The organism is Dietzia sp. NCCP-2495 (assembly GCF_026011735.1).
Lineage (GTDB): Bacteria > Actinomycetota > Actinomycetes > Mycobacteriales > Mycobacteriaceae > Dietzia.
On record NZ_BRVN01000017.1, the window covers coordinates 1 to 17767 of the forward strand.

At 71.9% G+C, this 17767-nt stretch carries 16 protein-coding genes, 1 tRNA gene and 1 pseudogene; 11 read left to right on the forward strand and 7 right to left on the reverse strand.

Going from position 1 to position 17767, the window contains the following annotated elements:
• The first annotated feature begins 245 nt into the window (after nt 1-245).
• From menD to OPF83_RS13135, 4 genes and pseudogenes are all read left to right on the forward strand, one after another.
• The gene (menD, locus tag OPF83_RS13120; RefSeq protein WP_264887932.1) at nt 246-2156 is read left to right on the forward strand and encodes a 2-succinyl-5-enolpyruvyl-6-hydroxy-3-cyclohexene-1-carboxylate synthase; all 1911 of its coding nucleotides are present in this window, start codon (nt 246-248) and stop codon (nt 2154-2156) included.
• On the forward strand, nt 2153-2626 hold the full coding sequence (locus OPF83_RS13125) for a DUF3592 domain-containing protein (protein ID WP_264887934.1): 474 nt from the start codon (nt 2153-2155) through the stop codon (nt 2624-2626). Before menD ends, OPF83_RS13125 begins: the two co-directional genes overlap by 4 nt.
• Before the next feature lie 61 nt (nt 2627-2687).
• A pseudogene (locus tag OPF83_RS13130) lies at nt 2688-3878 on the forward strand (glycosyltransferase family 4 protein); the annotation flags it as partial.
• A gap of 217 nt (nt 3879-4095) precedes the next feature.
• Nucleotides 4096-4785 (forward strand): demethylmenaquinone methyltransferase, encoded by a 690-nt coding sequence (locus OPF83_RS13135; protein WP_264887935.1) that lies wholly within the window; start codon nt 4096-4098, stop codon nt 4783-4785.
• A 41-nt stretch (nt 4786-4826) separates the two neighbouring features.
• Here the strand turns inward: OPF83_RS13135 and OPF83_RS13140 are convergent, their stop codons facing one another.
• On the reverse strand, nt 4827-6155 hold the full coding sequence (locus OPF83_RS13140) for a geranylgeranyl reductase family protein (protein ID WP_264887936.1): 1329 nt from the start codon (nt 6153-6155) through the stop codon (nt 4827-4829).
• A gap of 181 nt (nt 6156-6336) precedes the next feature.
• Between OPF83_RS13140 and OPF83_RS13145 the strand changes: the two genes are divergently transcribed.
• Nucleotides 6337-7431, forward strand: a complete 1095-nt coding sequence (locus tag OPF83_RS13145) for a polyprenyl synthetase family protein (protein ID WP_264887937.1) — start codon at nt 6337-6339, stop codon at nt 7429-7431.
• Nucleotides 7432-7621: 190 nt separating this feature from the next.
• On the opposite strand, the gene OPF83_RS13150 is transcribed toward OPF83_RS13145, so the two are convergent.
• The 5 genes from OPF83_RS13150 to OPF83_RS13170 all read right to left on the reverse strand — a co-directional run bounded on the left by OPF83_RS13150 (nt 7622) and on the right by OPF83_RS13170 (nt 11327).
• Nucleotides 7622-8722: a sulfate/molybdate ABC transporter ATP-binding protein gene (locus tag OPF83_RS13150; protein ID WP_264887938.1), complete on the reverse strand. Its 1101-nt coding sequence runs from the start codon at nt 8720-8722 to the stop codon at nt 7622-7624.
• Nucleotides 8715-9509, reverse strand: coding sequence for an ABC transporter permease (locus OPF83_RS13155; protein ID WP_264887939.1), 795 nt, complete (start codon nt 9507-9509; stop codon nt 8715-8717). The genes OPF83_RS13150 and OPF83_RS13155 overlap by 8 nt, the downstream gene beginning before the upstream one ends.
• Before the next feature lie 40 nt (nt 9510-9549).
• The gene (gene modA, locus OPF83_RS13160; RefSeq protein WP_264887940.1) at nt 9550-10344 is read right to left on the reverse strand and encodes a molybdate ABC transporter substrate-binding protein; all 795 of its coding nucleotides are present in this window, start codon (nt 10342-10344) and stop codon (nt 9550-9552) included.
• Nucleotides 10341-10751, reverse strand: a complete 411-nt coding sequence (locus OPF83_RS13165) for a molybdopterin-binding protein (protein ID WP_264887941.1) — start codon at nt 10749-10751, stop codon at nt 10341-10343. The genes modA and OPF83_RS13165 overlap by 4 nt, the downstream gene beginning before the upstream one ends.
• An 81-nt stretch (nt 10752-10832) precedes the next feature.
• Nucleotides 10833-11327 carry a YajQ family cyclic di-GMP-binding protein gene (locus OPF83_RS13170; RefSeq protein WP_230928324.1) on the reverse strand — a complete coding sequence of 165 codons (495 nt, stop codon included), beginning with the start codon at nt 11325-11327 and terminating at the stop codon, nt 10833-10835.
• A 134-nt stretch (nt 11328-11461) separates the two neighbouring features.
• Here OPF83_RS13170 and OPF83_RS13175 point away from each other — a divergent pair.
• The 6 genes from OPF83_RS13175 (at nt 11462) to OPF83_RS13205 (ending at nt 16931) form a co-directional block, all read left to right on the forward strand.
• Nucleotides 11462-11543: transfer RNA gene (locus tag OPF83_RS13175), tRNA-Tyr, on the forward strand.
• A gap of 199 nt (nt 11544-11742) precedes the next feature.
• Nucleotides 11743-12756, forward strand: coding sequence for a polyprenyl synthetase family protein (locus tag OPF83_RS13180; RefSeq protein WP_264887942.1), 1014 nt, complete (start codon nt 11743-11745; stop codon nt 12754-12756).
• Entirely contained in the window at nt 12753-13628 is an 876-nt protein-coding gene (locus OPF83_RS13185) for a phytoene/squalene synthase family protein (RefSeq protein ID WP_264887943.1), read from the forward strand. The genes OPF83_RS13180 and OPF83_RS13185 overlap by 4 nt, the downstream gene beginning before the upstream one ends.
• Nucleotides 13625-15286: a phytoene desaturase family protein gene (gene crtI / locus OPF83_RS13190; RefSeq protein ID WP_264887944.1), complete on the forward strand. Its 1662-nt coding sequence runs from the start codon at nt 13625-13627 to the stop codon at nt 15284-15286. Before OPF83_RS13185 ends, crtI begins: the two co-directional genes overlap by 4 nt.
• Nucleotides 15283-15657 carry a lycopene cyclase domain-containing protein gene (locus OPF83_RS13195; protein WP_264887945.1) on the forward strand — a complete coding sequence of 125 codons (375 nt, stop codon included), beginning with the start codon at nt 15283-15285 and terminating at the stop codon, nt 15655-15657. The genes crtI and OPF83_RS13195 overlap by 4 nt, the downstream gene beginning before the upstream one ends.
• Nucleotides 15654-16931 carry a prenyltransferase gene (locus OPF83_RS13205; protein ID WP_309297787.1) on the forward strand — a complete coding sequence of 426 codons (1278 nt, stop codon included), beginning with the start codon at nt 15654-15656 and terminating at the stop codon, nt 16929-16931. Before OPF83_RS13195 ends, OPF83_RS13205 begins: the two co-directional genes overlap by 4 nt.
• 73 nt (nt 16932-17004) lie before the next feature.
• On the opposite strand, the gene OPF83_RS13210 is transcribed toward OPF83_RS13205, so the two are convergent.
• Nucleotides 17005-17727, reverse strand: a complete 723-nt coding sequence (locus tag OPF83_RS13210; protein WP_264887946.1) for a glycosyltransferase family 2 protein — start codon at nt 17725-17727, stop codon at nt 17005-17007.
• Between the last annotated feature and the right edge of the window lie 40 nt (nt 17728-17767).

Below are 17767 nucleotides of genomic sequence, written 5' to 3' on the forward strand. Positions count from 1 at the left end.
CACACTCACCCATCCGGCCCCACACCCCCGTCCCACAACGCTGGTGGCGGCACCTACCGCCCACCGTGATTCGAACTTGCGTTCCAGCTTAACGGAGTCGCTAAGATATAGCAATAGTTTTCGATAAAAATATCGATCTGAAGTTCGATCACACTCGCCTGTGTCGGCCAGCTACGCGCCCGGACCGGCCCACGCCTCGCCCGGACAACCCGGTGTCGGCACCGGGCCCGACTAGGCTGTGGACGATGACCCCTAGCCAGCACACTCAGAGCAATCCCAGCACCGCGCAGGCCCGCGTGCTGGTCGACGAGATGCTCCGCCACGGCATCACCGACGCCGTGCTGTGCCCGGGATCGCGGAGCGCGCCGCTGGCGCTGGCGTTGGCCGCCGCCGAGCGCGCAGGTCGGCTGCGACTGCACGTGCGCATCGACGAGCGCGGCGCCGGATTCACCGCCCTGGGACTCGCGATGGGGTCCAAGCGGCCGGTGCCCGTCGTGGTGACCTCCGGGACCGCGGTGGCCAATCTGCACCCGGCGATGGTCGAGGCCGCGCATTCCGGTGTGCCGATCCTGGCGCTCACGGCCAATCGCCCGCCCGAGCTGCGGGGGACCGGGGCGAACCAGACCATCGACCAGGTGGGGCTGTTCGGGCCGCACGCGCGCGCGGTGGTCGAGATGGGCGCGGCCGGTGATCCCGAGGTCGAGCACCGCCATTGGCGTGCGGCGATCGGGCGGGCGGTGCTCACGGCGACGGCGCCGTCGGATCCCGGGCCGGTCCAGGTCGACATCGCGTTCCGCGAGCCGCTGGTCCCCGCCGAGGGGGACGAGGAGTACCGCCTGGAGGGCGCGGCCGGCTCGGGCGGAGCCGGTGGCAATAACAACGACGACAACGACGACGACAACGACGACGACAACGACGACAACGTCCGCACAGACGGCAGTGCCGCAGACACCGCGCCCGGCGGTTCAGGCTCCGGCGCGTTCCCCGCCAGCGATTCACGCTCGGACGACTCAGGCTCCGGCGAGTCCGATCCCGTCCTTTCGCCGACCTTCGAACTGCCGCCCGGACGCTCAGGCGGTCGGCCGTGGGTACAGCGTGCGGTCGCGGGGGTCGACTCGGCTCCGGGAGAGTCCGCAGTCGCGGTGGACCTGACCCGCCGCACGCTGGTCGTCTCGGGCGTCGGTGCCCGGCCGGTCGCCGGGCTCGTGGGCGTTCCCACCATCGCCGAACCGGGCGCACCGGTCCCGCTGCACCCCGTGCACCCGTTGGCGCTGGCGGAACTGGACCCGGAACAGGTCGTGGTGACCGGGCGGCCGACACTGCACCGGTCGGTCACGCGATTGTTGTCCGACCCGGAGGTCGACCTCGTCGTGCTGGACGCTGGCCCGCGATTCCCGAACCCCACGGGCAGTGCTGCCGAGCTGGCGGACTCGGTGCTCACGGGATGGGGTGCCGACGCGAAGTGGACCGGCGCGACCGACGAGGCCGACGCCCGGGCGCGGGCGGCCGTCGACCGCGTCCTGGACCGCTACCTCGAGACCGGACCACCGACGGGACTGCACGTCGCCCGGGCAGTCGCGCGCGGGGTCCAGGCCGGGGACAATCTCGTGGTGGGTGCCTCCAACGCCATACGCGACCTGTCGCTGGTCGGGCCGCTCGACCCGGATGCCACCGTGTACGCCAACCGCGGCGCCGCGGGGATCGACGGCACGGTGTCGACCGCGATCGGCGTGGCGCTGTCCGCTCCCGGACGGACCGTCGCGCTCCTGGGAGACCTCACGTTCCTCCACGACATCTCCGGGCTCCTGCTGGGCCCACGCGAGGCGCACCCGACGGACCTGACGATCGTCGTGGCCGACGACGACGGCGGCGGGATCTTCTCACTCCTCGAGCAGGGCGATCCGCGGCTGGCATCCGACTTCGAGCGCGTCTTCGGCACCCCGCACGGTGCTGACCTGCGGGCGCTCTGCGTCGGGGCGGGCGTGCCGTTCACCGACGTCGACGCGGACGGGCTCGAGGAACTGCTGTCCCGGCCGTCGTACTCCCTCGAGCACCGCGACATCGTCCCCGAGGGGCTGCGGGTCGTCCGCGTGTCGACGAGTCGGCCGCGGCTGCGCGACCTGCACGCCGACCTGCGCGCCGAGGTGGCCGGGTGAGTGAGCCCGAGGCGCGAAAGGCCAGTCGGGCGGCGATCGCCAGGCGGCTCGTGCGGGGCGTCGCCGTCGTCGTCGCCGTCTTCTCCGTCGTCGTCGCCGTGCTCATCCTCCTGGCGTGCTTCGTCAACGACCAGCGCATCGACCAGGACATGGGCAGTGTTACGGCGACCGTCACCGAGGTCACCGACCGGCGCGCGGCGGTGGAATTCGACGCCGGCGGAGGGCGCCACGTCCGGCCCGTCACCGGCGTCTTCTATCCCACCGGACTGATCGAGGGCCAGCGCGTCCAGGTCGAGTTCCGGCGCGCCAACCCCGACCTCGTGCGGGTGTCCGGACGTAGTTGGACCGTCGCGATCGTCCCCGCGCTGAGCGTGCCCGTCGTGGTGCTGCCGCTCGCGGGGATCGTGCTGTACCTGACCTCACCGGTGCGGGGCAGGACTTTGCCCGGACTTAACCCACGCGCACGATGAGTTCGCCCCGGCGACCCGCTGTGATCACCGGCACGTCACCGGCCGGGGAGACAGTGGGAGCGTGCGCGTAGCCATCGTCACCGAATCGTTCCTGCCGAACGTCAACGGCGTCACCAACTCCGTCCTGCGCGTCCTCGAATACGCGCGGCGGCACGGACACGACTGCCTGGTCGTGGCGCCCTCGGGCAACGTCGGGCTCCTGCAGGGCGCGGCCGACGCCGTACGGGCCCACCCGCTCGTCAGCGCCATGACCCCGTACTTCGTCGGAGTCGACCAGTTGGCGCCCGAACGCGACCACCACCTCGGCTACCCCGTCCACCGCGTCACCTCCGTGCGCGTCCCGGTGGTCTCCTCGCTGCCCGTCGGCGCGCCCAGCCCGAGTGTCTACAACGCACTGCGGGACTTCGGGCCCGACGTGGTGCACCTGGCCTCGCCGTTCGTCCTCGGTGCCGCCGGTGCCGCCGCCGCGCGTGCCCTCGATGTGCCCACCGTGGCCGTCTACCAGACCGACGTCGCCGGATTCGCCACGTCCTACGGCGTGGGCGTGATGGCCGACGTCGCGTGGGCATGGACCCGCGCACTGCACATGACCTGCGACCGGACCCTCGCGCCGTCGACCGCGGCGATGGAGGACCTGGCCGAGCACGGCATCCCCCGGCTGTACCGCTGGGGCCGAGGCGTCGACAGTGAGCGCTTCACCCCCGCCCGCCGCAGCGAGGCGCTGCACCGGATGTGGTCACCCCAGGGACGGCCCGTCGTCGGCTTCGTCGGTCGGCTCGCCCCGGAGAAGCACGTCGAGCGACTCCAGGCACTGGCCGACCGATCGGGTCCGGACGGGGACCTGCAGCTCGTCGTTGTGGGAGACGGTCCCGACCGCGCCGCCCTGCAGGCCGCCATGCCCCACGCCATCTTCACCGGCGAGCTCCACGGCGAGCAGCTCGGACAGGCCTACGCCACCCTCGACGTGTTCTGCCATGCCGGCGAGTTCGAGACGTTCTGCCAGTCCATCCAGGAGGCGCAGGCCTCGGGCGTGCCCGTCGTGGGCCCCGACGCCGGCGGGCCGCGCGACCTCGTCCAGGCAGGTGTGAACGGCTACCTCCTCGAGCCGTCGCGGTACGCCGCTGAGGTGTCCGACACCGTCGACCGCGTCCTGGCCGACCGCGCCCGACTCGCCGCCGGCGCCCTGGACACCGTCTCCGGCCGCACCTGGGACGCCATCTGCGCGCAGCTCTTCGACCACTACGCCGCCGCCGGGGCCCGACCCGGCAGCGCCCGGCCGGGATACAGCAGCGTCGGCGCCGGGCGGGGCGCCGTCACGCGGGCTGGCATCGGGCGGGGCGGTATCGGACGGGGCGGTATCGGACGGGGCAGTGCCGGGCGGGGTCCGGCATGGCGGCAGCCGACCGTCGTGGCCTGAACCAGCGAGGCTGGCACCGTCACCGCGGGTGCGGGCGGGTAGCGTCGTGAGCGTGTCTCGCGCCGATCTCGACAAGCAGCCCCGCGACGTAGCGTCGATGTTCGACGGTGTCGCCGAACGCTATGACGTCACCAACACCATCCTGTCCGGGGGGATGGACCACCTCTGGCGTCGCACCGCCCGATCCCTGCTCGCGCCCCGACCGGGCGAGCAGATCCTCGACCTGGCCGCCGGCACCGCCGTGTCGACGGTCGAGCTCGGCAAGTCCGGCGCCTGGTGCGTGGCCGCGGACTTCTCGCTCGGCATGCTCCGCGCCGGATCCGGACGCGACGTCCCCAAGGTCGCTGGCGACGCGACGAAACTGCCGTTCGCCGACGAGTCGTTCGACGCCGCGACCATCAGCTTCGGCCTGCGTAACGTTCAGGACACCGCCGCCGGCCTGCGGGAGATGGCCCGGGTCGTGCGGCCCGGCGGACGGCTGGCCGTGGTGGAGTTCTCCACGCCCGTCTTCCCGCCCTTCCGCGCGGTCTACATGAACTACCTCATGAAGGCGCTGCCGAAGATCGCCACGAGCGTGTCCTCGAACCCGGACGCCTACGTCTACCTGGCCGAGTCCATCCGCGAATGGCACGACCAGGCGGCCCTGACGCGGATCATCGAGTCGAGCGGGTGGGAGCGGTGCGCGGTCACCAACCTCACCGGCGGGATCGCCGCGATCCACATGGCGCGCAAGTCTGCCTGATCTCCGGGCGGGTGCGAGAGCCCCCGGCGGGGGATCAGGGATCAGTGCGCGAAGAGCGGGCGGCGGTCCAAGCGGCTCGCGAGGGACCCCGCGGCACGCCAGCCGCGGGCGACGATGTCGCGGTCCGAATCGGCCACCGTGTTGGACATGCACCGCACGGCTGCCGTCATAAGTGTCTGCGAGCGCATCCCGATGGGGCCGGCGAACGGCAGGAACCGCGGGTAGGTCAAAAGTAGCGCGGCGTCGCGCGCGATCGCGAACGATTCGCCGTACGTCGCGCGGAGCAGTTCGGGCCAGGCACGCGTGAGGCCGGTGCCGGTGGAGCCGTAGCTGGTGGAGCCGTAGCTGGTGGAGCCGGACCCCACCGAGCCAGGCTCCGCACAGATGAGTTCGGCGAGGAGACGGCCGCCCTCGAGCGCGTAGTCGATGCCCTCTCCGTTGAGAGGGTTCACGCACGCGGCGGCGTCGCCGACGGCAGCCCAGTTGCGACCGGCCACGCCGGAGACCGCGCCGCCCATCGGCAACAGCGCCGACGTCACCGCGCGAGGCTCACCGGTCAGCTCCCACTCGTCGTGCACCGTCCGGGCGTAGTGGCGCAGGAGCTCCTTGACCGCGACCTTCGCCGGGCGGGCGGCCGTGGCCAGGGCGCCCACGCCGAGGTTCACCTCGCCGTCGCCAAGAGGGAAGACCCAGCCGTAGCCGGGTTGGATACCGCCGGCCTCGTCGCGGAGTTCGAGATCGGAGCCGATCCACGGGTGGTCGTGCCGCCGGGACTCGACATAGGACCGCGCCGCGACCGCGTACACCGTGTCGCGATGCCAGGTCCGCCCGAGCATCTTGCCCACCGGCGACCGAACGCCGTCGGCCACGACAAGAGTCCGGCACGCGATCCGGGTGTCGCCGACCTGCACTGCGCGGACGGTCGTGTCGTCGTCGTCCCCGCCGCGGGTGTCACGCTCCACGCCGGTCACCCGCGCGCCGTCGATCACCACCGCACCGGCGGAGACCGCGGCCTCGCGCATGCGGTCGTCGAAGACGGTCCGGCGCACGGCCGAGCCGGTTCCGCCGTGGTCGCCGTCGGGCCACGGGATACGACGACGGTGCCCGAATCCGCGCAGGTCCAGGCCCTGGATGGTGATGCGGTCGCGCGCCCAGGCGCCGAGGCCCAGGCGATCGACCTCGAGCATCGCGCGCGGGGTGAGGCCGTCGCCGCAGGTCTTGTCCCGCGGGAACTCGGCCGCGTCCAGCACCGTCACCTCGCGGCCGGCGCGCGCGAGCCACGTCGCCGTGGCCGAGCCGGCGGGGCCGCAGCCCACCACGAGGACATCGGTGGACGCGGGGAGGGTGGGCCGTGACTGCATGCGTTCCATGGTGGCAGGTCGCGGGGCGGGGAGGCCGCGGGGACCTCGCGCGGGGCGTGCGGCAGTGTCGTCCGGGGCGTGCCGCGACCTCGCGCGGGGTGGGATGACGCGGGCGGTGGGGTGGGACCGTAGTCTGTCGGGAGGACCGGACGACTCCGGGGCAGGACATGGCTGACGAGGACGAGTGGGGATGTCGAGCGATTCAATGACGACCGGCACCGCGGAGACGGCGCCCGACCACACCGTGGCGGGCGTGGACGTCGGTGACGCCGCCCTCGCGGCCATGCTGCGGGAGCGGCTGGGCGACGTCGAGACGATGCTGGTCGACAGGCTGGCCAGCGGGGAGGACTTCCTCTCCGAGGTCGCGCTGCACCTCGTCACCGCGGGCGGGAAGCGGTTCCGTCCGCTCATGACGCTGTTGACCGGACACCTCGGCCCGCAGCCCGACACGGATCGGCTCGTCAAGGCCGCCGTCGTGTGCGAGATGATCCACCTCGCGACGCTGTACCACGACGATGTGATGGACGAGGCCACCATGCGCCGCGGCGTCGAGTCCGCGAACAGTCGCTGGGACAACTCGACCGCCATCCTCGCTGGCGACTTCCTGTTCGCCCACGCCTCGATGCTGCTCGCCGATCTCGGCCCGGCCGCCGTCCAGCTCATCGCGCAGACGTTCGCCGAGCTCGTGACGGGGCAGATGCGCGAGACCGTCGGGCCCGGCGCCTACGACGCGGCCGACGGGGCGGCCGGCGGGGCGGCCGACGGGGCGGCCGGCGGGACCTTCGACGAGGCCGAGCACTACCTCCGCGTGATCTGGGAGAAGACCGGCTCGCTCATCGCCGCCGCGGCCCAGTTCGGCGGCGAGTACTCCGGCGCCGACGCCGAGCAGATCGCCCGCCTGCGCCGCCTCGGCGACGCGGTGGGGATCGCGTTCCAGATCGCCGACGACATCATCGACATCGCCTCGCCTTCCGGCGACTCCGGCAAGACCCCCGGCACCGACCTGCGTGAGGGCGTGCACACGCTGCCCATGATCTACGCGCTCGAGGCCGACTCACCGGACAGCCCGCGCCTGCGTGAGCTGCTCGCCCAACCGCTGACGGACGACGCCGAGGTCGCCGAGGCCCTCGACCTGCTCCGCGCCTCCGACGGCATGCGCCGCGCGCGGGCAACGCTGGAGAAGTACGTCGACGACGCCATGACCGAGCTCGACGCCCTGCCCGCCGGCCCCGCCAATGAGGCGCTGCGCCGGCTGGTTCGGTTCACCGTCGACCGAGTGGGCTGACGCGGCGGCGGCAAGTACGCCTATCTAACTCCACGAGACCTATGGGATTGCGCTACACCCATGGGATCCGAGCGGTTTAGGAGATTTCGATGGGCGTCGTGGGATCGTATGGGTGTCCTGCGCGCCGAGGCGTCGGAGGGGTGTCCTGCGCACCGAGGCGTCTACTGGCGTACCGAGTGGCGGCCCTGCGTCAGGGGCGCGGGTAGAGCGCGACCTGGGCGGCCTTGACCACCAGCATCACGCCCAGCCCGGGAGTCAACGCGAGGTCGGCGGCCGAGCGGCTCGTCACCTCGGCGTGGACGCGCTGGCCGTCCCGGAGTTCGGCCGTCACCCGGGTCAGCGCGCTGGCCGACGCCACCGAGACCACGCGTGCGGGCCAGGCGTTGCGCACCGACGAGGTGGGGTCCGCAGCGCCCGCCGGCGCGGGGACGGCCCGGATCGCCACCGATCGCGGGTCCACCGTCGCGATCGCCCGCACGCCCCTGCGCCAGCCGCCTGAGAGCTCGGACCGGACCCCGGTGACGGCGTCGCCGGCGGGGGTGCGGAGCTCGTCGTCGTCGACCACCTCGCCCTCCACCAGGGACACGCCCGCCAGTCGCGCGGCGAAGTCGGACGTGGGGCGGGTGAGGACCTGCTCGACCGTTCCGGTCTGCGCGACGCGGCCGGAGAGGACGACGACGACGTCGTCTGCCAACGCCCAGAGGTCCAGCGGATCGTGGGTCACCAGGGCAACCGCGCGGCCGGTGAGCCGATCCGCGAGGAGACGCCGGATCGCGGGGGCCACCTCCACGTCCAGGGCGGCGAGCGGCTCGTCGAGCAGGACGAGCTCGGGATCCACGGCCAGCGCGCGGGACAGGGCGACGCGTTGCGCCTGCCCGCCGGACAGCTGATGGGGGCGGCGGGAGGCGAGATCGGCGCAGCCCACGGCCTCGAGCTCGGTGCGGGCGCGGGCGAGCGCGTCGCGGCGGCGGGTGCCACGGGCGCGGGGGCCGTAGGCGACATTCTCGAGGGCCGTGAGGTGCGGGAACAGGCCTGGCCGTTGCTCGAGCGTCACCACGCGGCGGCGGTGTGCGGGCAGGTGGGTGCGGGCTGCTGAAACGATCCGGCCGTCGAGGCGGACCTCGCCCGAATCGGGGCGCAGGTGCCCGGCCAGCAGTGCCAGGGCGGTGGACTTGCCGGTGCCGTTGGGACCGACGATCGCCACGCGGCGGCCGGCGGGGATGGTGAGGTCCAGGTCCACGTCGCGGGCATCGATCCGGCAAGCGAGAGCGGCGGCGGGGTGCTCAGTCATGGCGCGCCACAGTCCGGCGGGCCACCCAGGCCGAGGCCGCCATGAGCCCGGCGGCGACGATGATCAGCAGGAGCGCCAGGGCGAGCGCGGTCTCGGTGTCGGACTCGCGGCTCAGGTAGATCTCGAGCGGGAGGGTCCGCGTGGTGCCCTGCAGCGACCCGGCGAAGGTGAGGGTGGCGCCGAATTCGCCGAGGGCGCGGGCGAAGGACATGCTCGTGCCGGAGAGCAGCGCCGGCAGGACCAGCGGCAGCGTCACCGTGCAGAGAACTCGGGTGGGGGAGGCGCCCAGCGACGCGGCGGTCCGCTCGAGGCGGGAGTCCACGGACCGGAGTGCGCCCTCGAGTGCCACGACGAGGAACGGCATCGCCACGAAGGTCTGCGCGATCACGACGGCTGTCGTGGTGAAACCGATCTCGATGCCGAGCACCGACAGGTGCTCGCCCACCACGCCGACCCGACCGAACGTGATGAGCAACGCCAGGCCGGCCACCACCGGCGGCAACACCATCGGCAGGGCGGTCACCGTCCGGGCGCACGCCGCGAGCGGACCGTTGCTGCGCGCGAGCAGAACCGCCACAGGGGTGCCGAGCAGGACGCACAGCACGGTCGAGAGGGCGCAGGTGCGCAGGCTGAGCGACATCGCCTCCCGGGCGGCCTCCGAGCTGAGCAGCGTCGGCACCTCGGTCCAGGGGATGCGCACCGCCAGACCGACCAGTGGCAGGGCCAGCAGCAGCACGGTGACAACGGCCGCGGCGTGCAGCCACCGGGGGAGCGGGGTCCTCAGCATGCCGGGTTGTGCCCCGCAGTGCCCAGAGGCGCCGTGGTGGTCATACGCCGCCGAATCCGTATCCGGCGAGCACCGCCCGGCCGTCGGGGCCGGTCACGGAGTCGAGGAACTGCCGCGCGAGGTCGGGCTGTGAGGAGCGGGAGAGCACGGCGATCGGGTAGCGGTTGGGGGAGTCCTCGGCGTCCGGGATCGGGATGGTCTCGACGGACTCTCCCGCGGCCGCGGCGTCGGTGGCGTAGACGATGCCGGCGTCGGCCTCGCCGGAGGTCACCTTGCCGCGGACGTCGGTGACCTTGGTCTCCTCGCTCACCGGCTGCAGGTCGAGCCCAGCAGATTCGGCCAACGCGCGGGTGGCGTTACCGCAGGGCACTCCCTCGGCGCAGATGACCAGCCGGGTACCGGACAGGGATTCGTCGAACCCGGTGATCCCCGCCGGATTGCCGGGTGGCGTGATGAGCGTGAGCACGTTGGTCGCGAACAACACCGGCTCGCCGGCGACCAGGCCCTCGCCCACGGCGCGGTCCATGTTCTTCTCATCCGCTGAGGCGAAGACGTCTGCCGGGGCGCCGCCCGCGAGCTGGTCGACGAGCCCGGAGGAACCGTCGAAGGACAGCCGGACCTCGACGCCGGGGTTCGCCTCCTCGAAGTCGACGGCCAACTCGGTGAAGGAGTCCGTGAGTGAGGCCGCCGCGAAGACGGTCAGGGTCCGGGAGTCGGCGTCGGTGGCGTTGTCGTCGTCACCCCCCGACGCACATCCCACCAGCACGGACAGCCCCACGGCGGCGCCCAGCGCGGCGGTGGCGACCCGGCGCAGCGGTGTGGCGACCCGGATCACCGCGCCGCCCCCTCGACCACGACGGACGTGGCCTTGACCCGCGCCGTGGCCAGCGAGCCGGGCTCCAGGCCCATCTCGCGTACGGCCTCCGTGGAGATCAGCGAGACCACGCGGTAGGGCCCGCACTGGATGTCGACCTGGGACATGACCTCGTCCGACTTCACCGACGTGACCAGACCGCGAAAGCTGTTGCGCGCGCTGACCGCGGCGTCGACGGAACCGCCCACTCCTGCGACCCGCCCGGCAGCCCGCTCCTGGGCCAGCCGGGCGAGATCGGCGCCGGCGACGGTCTTGCGACCGGAATCGTCCGGGGACGCGGTGAGTTCGCCGCGGTCGATCCACCGGCGCACGGTGTCGTCGCTGACCCCCATCAGGGAGGCCGCCTCGCTGATTCGCAACTGCGCCATGGAAGCCACTCTAGACCCGCAGGTGCGCAATGGTGGGGGAGGCTGGCTCGCTTCCGCGGGACCGCGCGCCAGGTTGGCGGGTCAGCGGTAGTTGGTGAACTGCAGCGCCACCTCGAAGTCCGCGCCCTTGAGTAGCGAAATGCAGGTCTGGAGGTCGTCGCGCTTCTTGGACGACACGCGGATCTCCTCGCCCTGGATCTGCGCCTTGACGCCCTTGGGGCCCTCGTCGCGCAGGAGCTTGGTGATCTTCTTGGCGTTCTCCTTGTCGATGCCCTGCTTGAGCGAGCCGACCAGGCGGAAGCTCTTGCCCGACGGCATCGGCTCGCCCACCTCGAGCGCCTTCATGCTGAGTCCGCGGCGGACCAGTTTCTCGATGAACACGTCCTTGGCGGCCATGACGCGGTCCTCGGTGTTGGCGGTGATCTCCACCGCGTCCTCGCCCTTCCACTCGATGCCGGCGTCGGTGCCGCGGAAGTCGTAGCGCGTGCCCAGCTCCTTGGCGGCCTGGTTCAGTGCGTTGTCCACCTCCTGGCGGTCGAACTCCGAGACGATGTCGAACGAGGACTCCGAGGCCATGGACGCTCTCTCCTTCACTGGTGGCGGGGCATGCTGAGGTCGATCCAGGCCAGGTTACCCGCCTCCGGAGACCCCCGATTTGGTACCCGGGGGGAGGGGCGTTGTAATGTGTCTCTGCGCCCTGCAGGGTGCACGCCAGATTGCCCGAGCGGCCAAAGGGAGCGGATTGTAAATCCGTCGGCTTAGCCTACGTTGGTTCGAATCCATCATCTGGCACTCGGAGACCCCTGCCACAAGCGGGGGTCTTCGTGCATTTCTGAGATGCTTCGGGTTCTGGTGGCCGACGCCGCGCGTCGCGATAGGCTGGCGGCGTGCATACGTGGGTGGCGACGACAGACTCGGACTCGACTGGCCGCGGTCCGGACCCATCCGCGTTCGCCTCCGCTCCGAACAACAGGGCATGACCCCGTGTTCTGTGACCGCAGTCCCTCGGATGGCCGTGCGTGACGTGCCCGCGGGGCTCGGCTCCGCCGTCGACGACTGGGTGGCCGATCTCGACGCCACGACGCGCACCGGCAAGGGGATACGTTCCGCGCTGCTGGAGGCTGTGTACGTCGCTGCCGGGGGCGATGACCCCGCGGTGCGGGTCGCGGTGGGCGAGGCGCTCGAACTGCTCCACGAGGCTTTTCTCATCCACGACGACGTCGTTGACGGCGACTGCCACCGTCGTGGTCAGTCCAATCTCCAAGGCCGGACGCGGGATCGGGTGGCTGCTCGGGGCGTCGCACCGGTGGACGCGGAGGGCGTCGGCAGGGCCGCCGGGCTGCTGGGAGGCGACATGCTGCTGGTCGCTGCGATGAGCGGCTTCGCGCGCCTACCGGTGCCCGCACCGACGGTGCACCGGGTCCTTGACGAGGTCGAACTGGCGGTCACGGTCTCCGTGGCCGGTGAGTACGCCGACATCCACTATTCCGCTGACGCCCGTCCGCCGAGCCGGGAGCGCGCACTGGCGATCGGGCAGGCCAAGACTGCCGCCTACTCGGTCTCCCTGCCGCTCGTGCTGGGCGCGATCCTCGCAGGTGCCGAGGACCAGACCGTCGAGTCGTTGCGTGAGGTGGGCGCTCACCTGGGCACGGCTTATCAGGTCGTCGACGATCTGCTGGGAGTGTTCGGCGACCCGGCGGTGACTGGTAAGTCCAACGAGGGCGATTTGCTGCGCGGTGCTCCCACCGTCCTGCTGGCGTTCGCCGCCACCACCGACGCCTGGCCGCGCATCGACGCCGCGCTCGGGGGCCACGGCCACGGAGATCCCGACCCGGATGCCGCGCGTGAGCTCCTGTACGAGTGCGGGGCCCGGGACCACGCGCAGCGGGTCGCCGAGGATCTGGTCGCTGCGGCCCGCACCGCGCTGGACCGCCCGAGCATCCCGGCAGGGATCCGGGCCGCCCTCGCACCCCACCTGACCGCCGCCCTGGAGAGGACCCGATGACCCCGACGAACCCCCACGCGGAGTTCACCGAGGCAGCGCGGGCGTGCGCGCAGGTGCTGCTGCGCCGCTACTCCACGTCCTTCGCCCTGGCCTGCCGACTGTTGTCGCCGGCCACCCGGCCCCATGTCGCCGCGATCTACGCGTGGGCGAGGGTCGCTGACGAGGTGGTCGACGGCGCGATGGACGACCCGGCCGCCGCGCGGGAGCTCATCGCCGAGGCACGCCGCCGCACCCACCGCGCGATCGAGCAGGGGCTGGACCCGGACCCCGTCACCCACGCCTTCGCCGACACCGCACGCCGGTTCGGGATCGGCGCACGCCTGGTGGACCCGTTCTACGACTCGATGGAGGCGGACCTGGACGTCACCGCGCACAGCGACGAGTCGCTGCGCCGGTACATCCATGGGTCCGCGGAGGTGATCGGGGAGATGTGCCTGCGGACGTTCGCGGGTGGCGGATCGGGCGACGACGACGAGCTCGCAGCCGGTGCACGTGCACTGGGATCGGCGTTCCAGAAGGTCAATTTCCTCCGGGACGTCCGCGAGGATTCCGGAGAGCTCGGCCGCAACTATCTGCCCGGTCGGGATCCGCTCGCGCTGACCGACCGCGATGTGCGCGAGCTGGCGGACGACGTGGACGTCGACCTGCGGCTGGCCCGCGTGGCGATCGACCGGATCCCCGGCCGGGACCGCCTCGCGGTGCTGGCCGCGCACGATCTGTTCGCGGAACTCAACGCGCGGCTGCGCGCCGCGGGCGCCGCCGGAGTGAGCTCCGGGCGGGTCCGCGTGCCCGACGCGGTGAAGCTGAAGATCATCGCCCGCGCCGCGGCCACCGGTCGCCGGGTCTCCCGACAGTCGGGGGTGTCCCGATGAGTGGTGAGGTCGAGCGGCTGCGACTGCGACTGCGGCCGCGTCGGGGGCGACCCGTCGCCCCCGACGGTCCCGTCGTGGTGGTGGGCGGCGGTATCGCCGGGCTGGCCACTGCGGCGCTACTCGCCCGGGAGGGCCGTGACGTCACGCTCGTCGAGGCCACCGAGGACGTCGGCGGCCGGGCGGGTAGCTGGTCGTCCGGCGGGTTCCGCTTCGACACCGGTCCGTCGTGGTTCCTCATGCCGGAGGTGTTCGACCACTTCTTCCGACTCTGCGGCACCTCGTCCGCCGAGCAGCTCGACCTGGTTCGACTCGATCCCGGCTACCGCGTCTACTTCGAGAACCAGTCCGAGCCGGTCGACGTCCGCTCGGACCGGGCCGCCTCCACGGCGCTGTTCGAGTCGCTCGAGCCGGGGGCCGGCGCGGTCCTGGACAGGTACCTCGACTCGGCCCGTATGACCTACGACCTCGCACTGCGGCGGTTCCTCTACACGAACTTCACCTCGTACCCGGCCCTGGTGCGGCGGGAGGTCGTGGCCCGCGCGGGGACGCTTCTCGCGCGGCTCGCCCAGCCGCTGCAGTCGTACGTGGCCCGCCGCTTCCGGGACCGCCGCATCCAGCAGATCCTCGGCTACCCGGCGGTGTTCCTGGGCTCCTCGCCGTACCTCGCGCCGTCGATCTATCACCTCATGAGCCATCTCGACCTGGCCGACGGGGTGCTCTACCCGCGCGGTGGTTTCACCGAGCTCATCGCGGCCGTCCGGAGGGTGGCAGAGCAGCAGGGCGTGCGCATCCACACCGGCACCGAGGCGATCGCCCTCACTGTCTCCGACCCCGGCCCGGAAAGGCACTCCGTGACGGGGGTCCGGGTACGTGACCGGGCAGGGGTCGAGCGGACGCTGCCGGCCGGCCTCGTCGTCGGCGCCGCGGACCTGCACCACCTCGAGACCCGGTGGCTGCCGGACCACCTCCGCACCTACCCGCAGTCCTACTGGGACCGGCGTGTGCCGGGACCCGGTGCGCTGCTCGTGCTGCTCGGCGTGCGCGGCGAGCTGCCACAGCTGGCGCACCACACGCTGCTGTTCACCGAGCGCTGGGAGGAGGGGTTCGACGCCATCTTCGGCGACGAACCGCACATCCCCGATCCCGCCTCCCTCTACGTGTGTAGACCGAGCGCGACCGACACCGACCCGAATGCCGGGATCGCGCCGGAGGGACACGAGAACCTCTTCGTCCTGGTGCCGATCCCCGCCGACCCCGCGTCGGGGCGTGGCGGTGTGGACGGGGCCGGTGACGCGACGATCGAGGCGGCCGCCGACCAGGCAATCGCGCAGATCGCCGACTGGACCGGCATCCCGGACCTCGCCGAGCGGATCGTCGTACGCCGAACCATCGCGCCGGCCGATCTCGAGGCGGATCTGGGTGCCTGGCGCGGTACCGCACTCGGCCCGGCGCACACCCTGGCGCAGAGCGCGTTCTTCCGCACCCGCAACGTCAGTAGGCACGTCGACGGGCTGTTCTACGCGGGCGCCTCGACCATTCCGGGGATCGGGCTGCCGATGTGCCTCATCAGTGCGGAGCTCGTGCTCAAGCACGTGCGCGGCGACACCGGCACCGCCCCGGTGGCCGAGCCGGGCGGAGGTACGGTGTTCAGCGGGTGATCGGGCTGGCGTACCTGGCTGTCCAGGCCCTGTCGTTCGCGGGGATCGGCGTGATCGACCACCGCCTGCGTCTCGCCGCATTCCGCGCCCCGGCCGCCACCGCACTGGCCGTCACCGCCGCAGTGGCGTTGTTCCTGACCTGGGACGTTCTCGGCGTGCGCAGCGGTGTGTTCTTCCGCGGCCGGACCGACTTCATGACCGGACTGCTCATCGCGCCGGAGATCCCTGTCGAAGAGGTGGTGTTCCTGGCTTTCCTGTCCTACCTGGCGCTCGTCTGTGCGACCGGGGTGACGGCCGCGGCCGAGCACCTCAGCGCGCGGCGGACAGGGAACGACCCGGCCCGTACCGGCGAAACGGGGGAGTGCCCGTGACCGGTATCTACACGACCATCAACCTCACCATGTCGATTCCGGTGCTCGGCGCCGCGGCGATCGCCCTGTGGCGACTGCGCGGGGCCGAGCGACGGCGGTGGTTGCTCGGCGTCGGCGGCTCGCTGGTGGTGCTGCTCGTCCTCACCGCGATATTCGACAACCTCATGATCGCCGCCGGTCTCGTGGCCTACGACGACGCCCTCACCAGCGGCCTACGCCTCGGGCTGGCGCCGATCGAGGACTTCTCGTACGCGGTCGCCGCCGCCGTTTTCGTGCCTTCGGTGTGGTCCGTACTCACGGCGCGGGCGCCGGCGGCCGTGGCCGACGGACATGCTTCTCCGCAGGAGCCCGGGACAGGCGTTCCGGACAGCGTTCGGGAAAGTGTTCCGGATAGGCTGGCGCCACCCGCACTGCTCACCACGCTGTTCTGGTCATCGCGTCCGGTGTCGTGGGTCAACACCGCCGCCCCGTTCGCTCTGGCCTACTTCCTGGCCACCGGCGGATTCGACCTCGTGGGGGTGATCGGCACGGTCTTCTTCCTGGTGCCGTACAACCTCGCGATGTACGGGATCAACGACGTCTTCGACTACGAGTCCGACCTGCGCAATCCGCGTAAGGGCGGGGTCGAGGGCGCCGTGCTCGACCGGTCGCGCCACACGGCGACGCTCGTATCCTCGGCCGTGACGACGGCGCCGTTCCTGGTCTACCTGGTCCTGGTGGGTTCGGCGGAATCATCACTGTGGCTGGCGGCCAGCATGTTCGCCGTGATCGCCTACAGCGTCAGAGGGCTGCGGTTCAAGGAAGTCCCGTTCCTGGACTCGGTCACCTCCGCATTCCACTTCGTCTCCCCGGCGATCATCGGGTGGACGATCGCCGGGGCCGAACTCACCGCAGGGGTGTGGGCGTGCCTGGTCGCGTTCATGCTCTGGGGCGCGGCGTCCCAGGCGTTCGGGGCCGTGCAGGATGTGCGATTCGACCGCGAGGCCGACCTCAAGTCGGTCGCGACCGTGCTCGGGGCGCGGAGCACCGTCTGGTTTGCGCTGGCCTGTTACGTCGCCGCCGTCCTGGTGTTGCTGATCTGCGCGCCGTGGCCCGCGTCGGGTGCGGCGTTCGCGATCCTGCCGTACCTGGCGACGGTCGCCGCCTACCTCCGGGTCGACGATGCGACCGCCGAGGTGACCAATGAGGGCTGGAAGCGCTTCCTCGTGCTCAACATGCTGGCCGGCTTCTGCGTGACCCAGCTCGTCCTCTGGTCGGTTCTCGTCTGGGGCTGACCGCCGCCTCGCCGTCCGGGCCTTCCGCGGCCGTGCCTGTCACGTCTGTCAGCGGCGGACGCGCTCACGTCTCTCAGCCGCGGGCGCGCTCCAGCCACCGCTGCGAGGGTGGGCTCGTACGCCAGTTGCGGAAGATCGTCCGGAACGCGCGGGAGAACCGTCTCCGCATCGCGGCTGGGTCGTCGAAGGGACGCGCGGAGATCCCGACGCTCAGCGAGCGGTCCACGACCACGCGGTCGGCGGCGCCGAACTGGAACGACAGGTCGATGTCGTCGTGGAGCTCAGGGTCGTTCCGGTCGACACCGTCACGCGCCCGATCCCACGCACTGCGGCGCATCGCCAGGTTGGAGCCGAACAGTACCGGGTGCGCCATCGCCGCGCCGACCGACAGGAAGAAGGCGTCCATGTAGAGCACCCGGGCCGCCGCGGCGCGCCATCCCTCGAGCCCGATGAACTCGCCGGGCCCGGAGAGTGCCGAAAGCTCCGCGTCCGTCTCAAAGGCCGTCTCGATTCGGGCGAGCCAGTCGGGGCCGGGGCGAGAGTCCGCGTCCAGCCGGGCGATCACATCGCCGGTTGCCGAGTCGTAGCCGGCCGCCGCCGCAGCCGGGATGCCCCTGACGGGCTCCTCGATCACCCGCGCGCCCGCGGCGAGGGCGACGGCCGCGCTGTCGTCGGAGCAGCCGTTGTCGACCACGACGATCTCGTCGGCCGGTCGCGACTGTCCGAGCAGTGCGGCGAGACATCCGCGGAGTTCTTCGGCGTCGTTCAGGACCGGAACGACCACGGAGATGCGCATGGGAGCATTCTGCCACCCCCGACGGCGAGCAGCCGCCGCT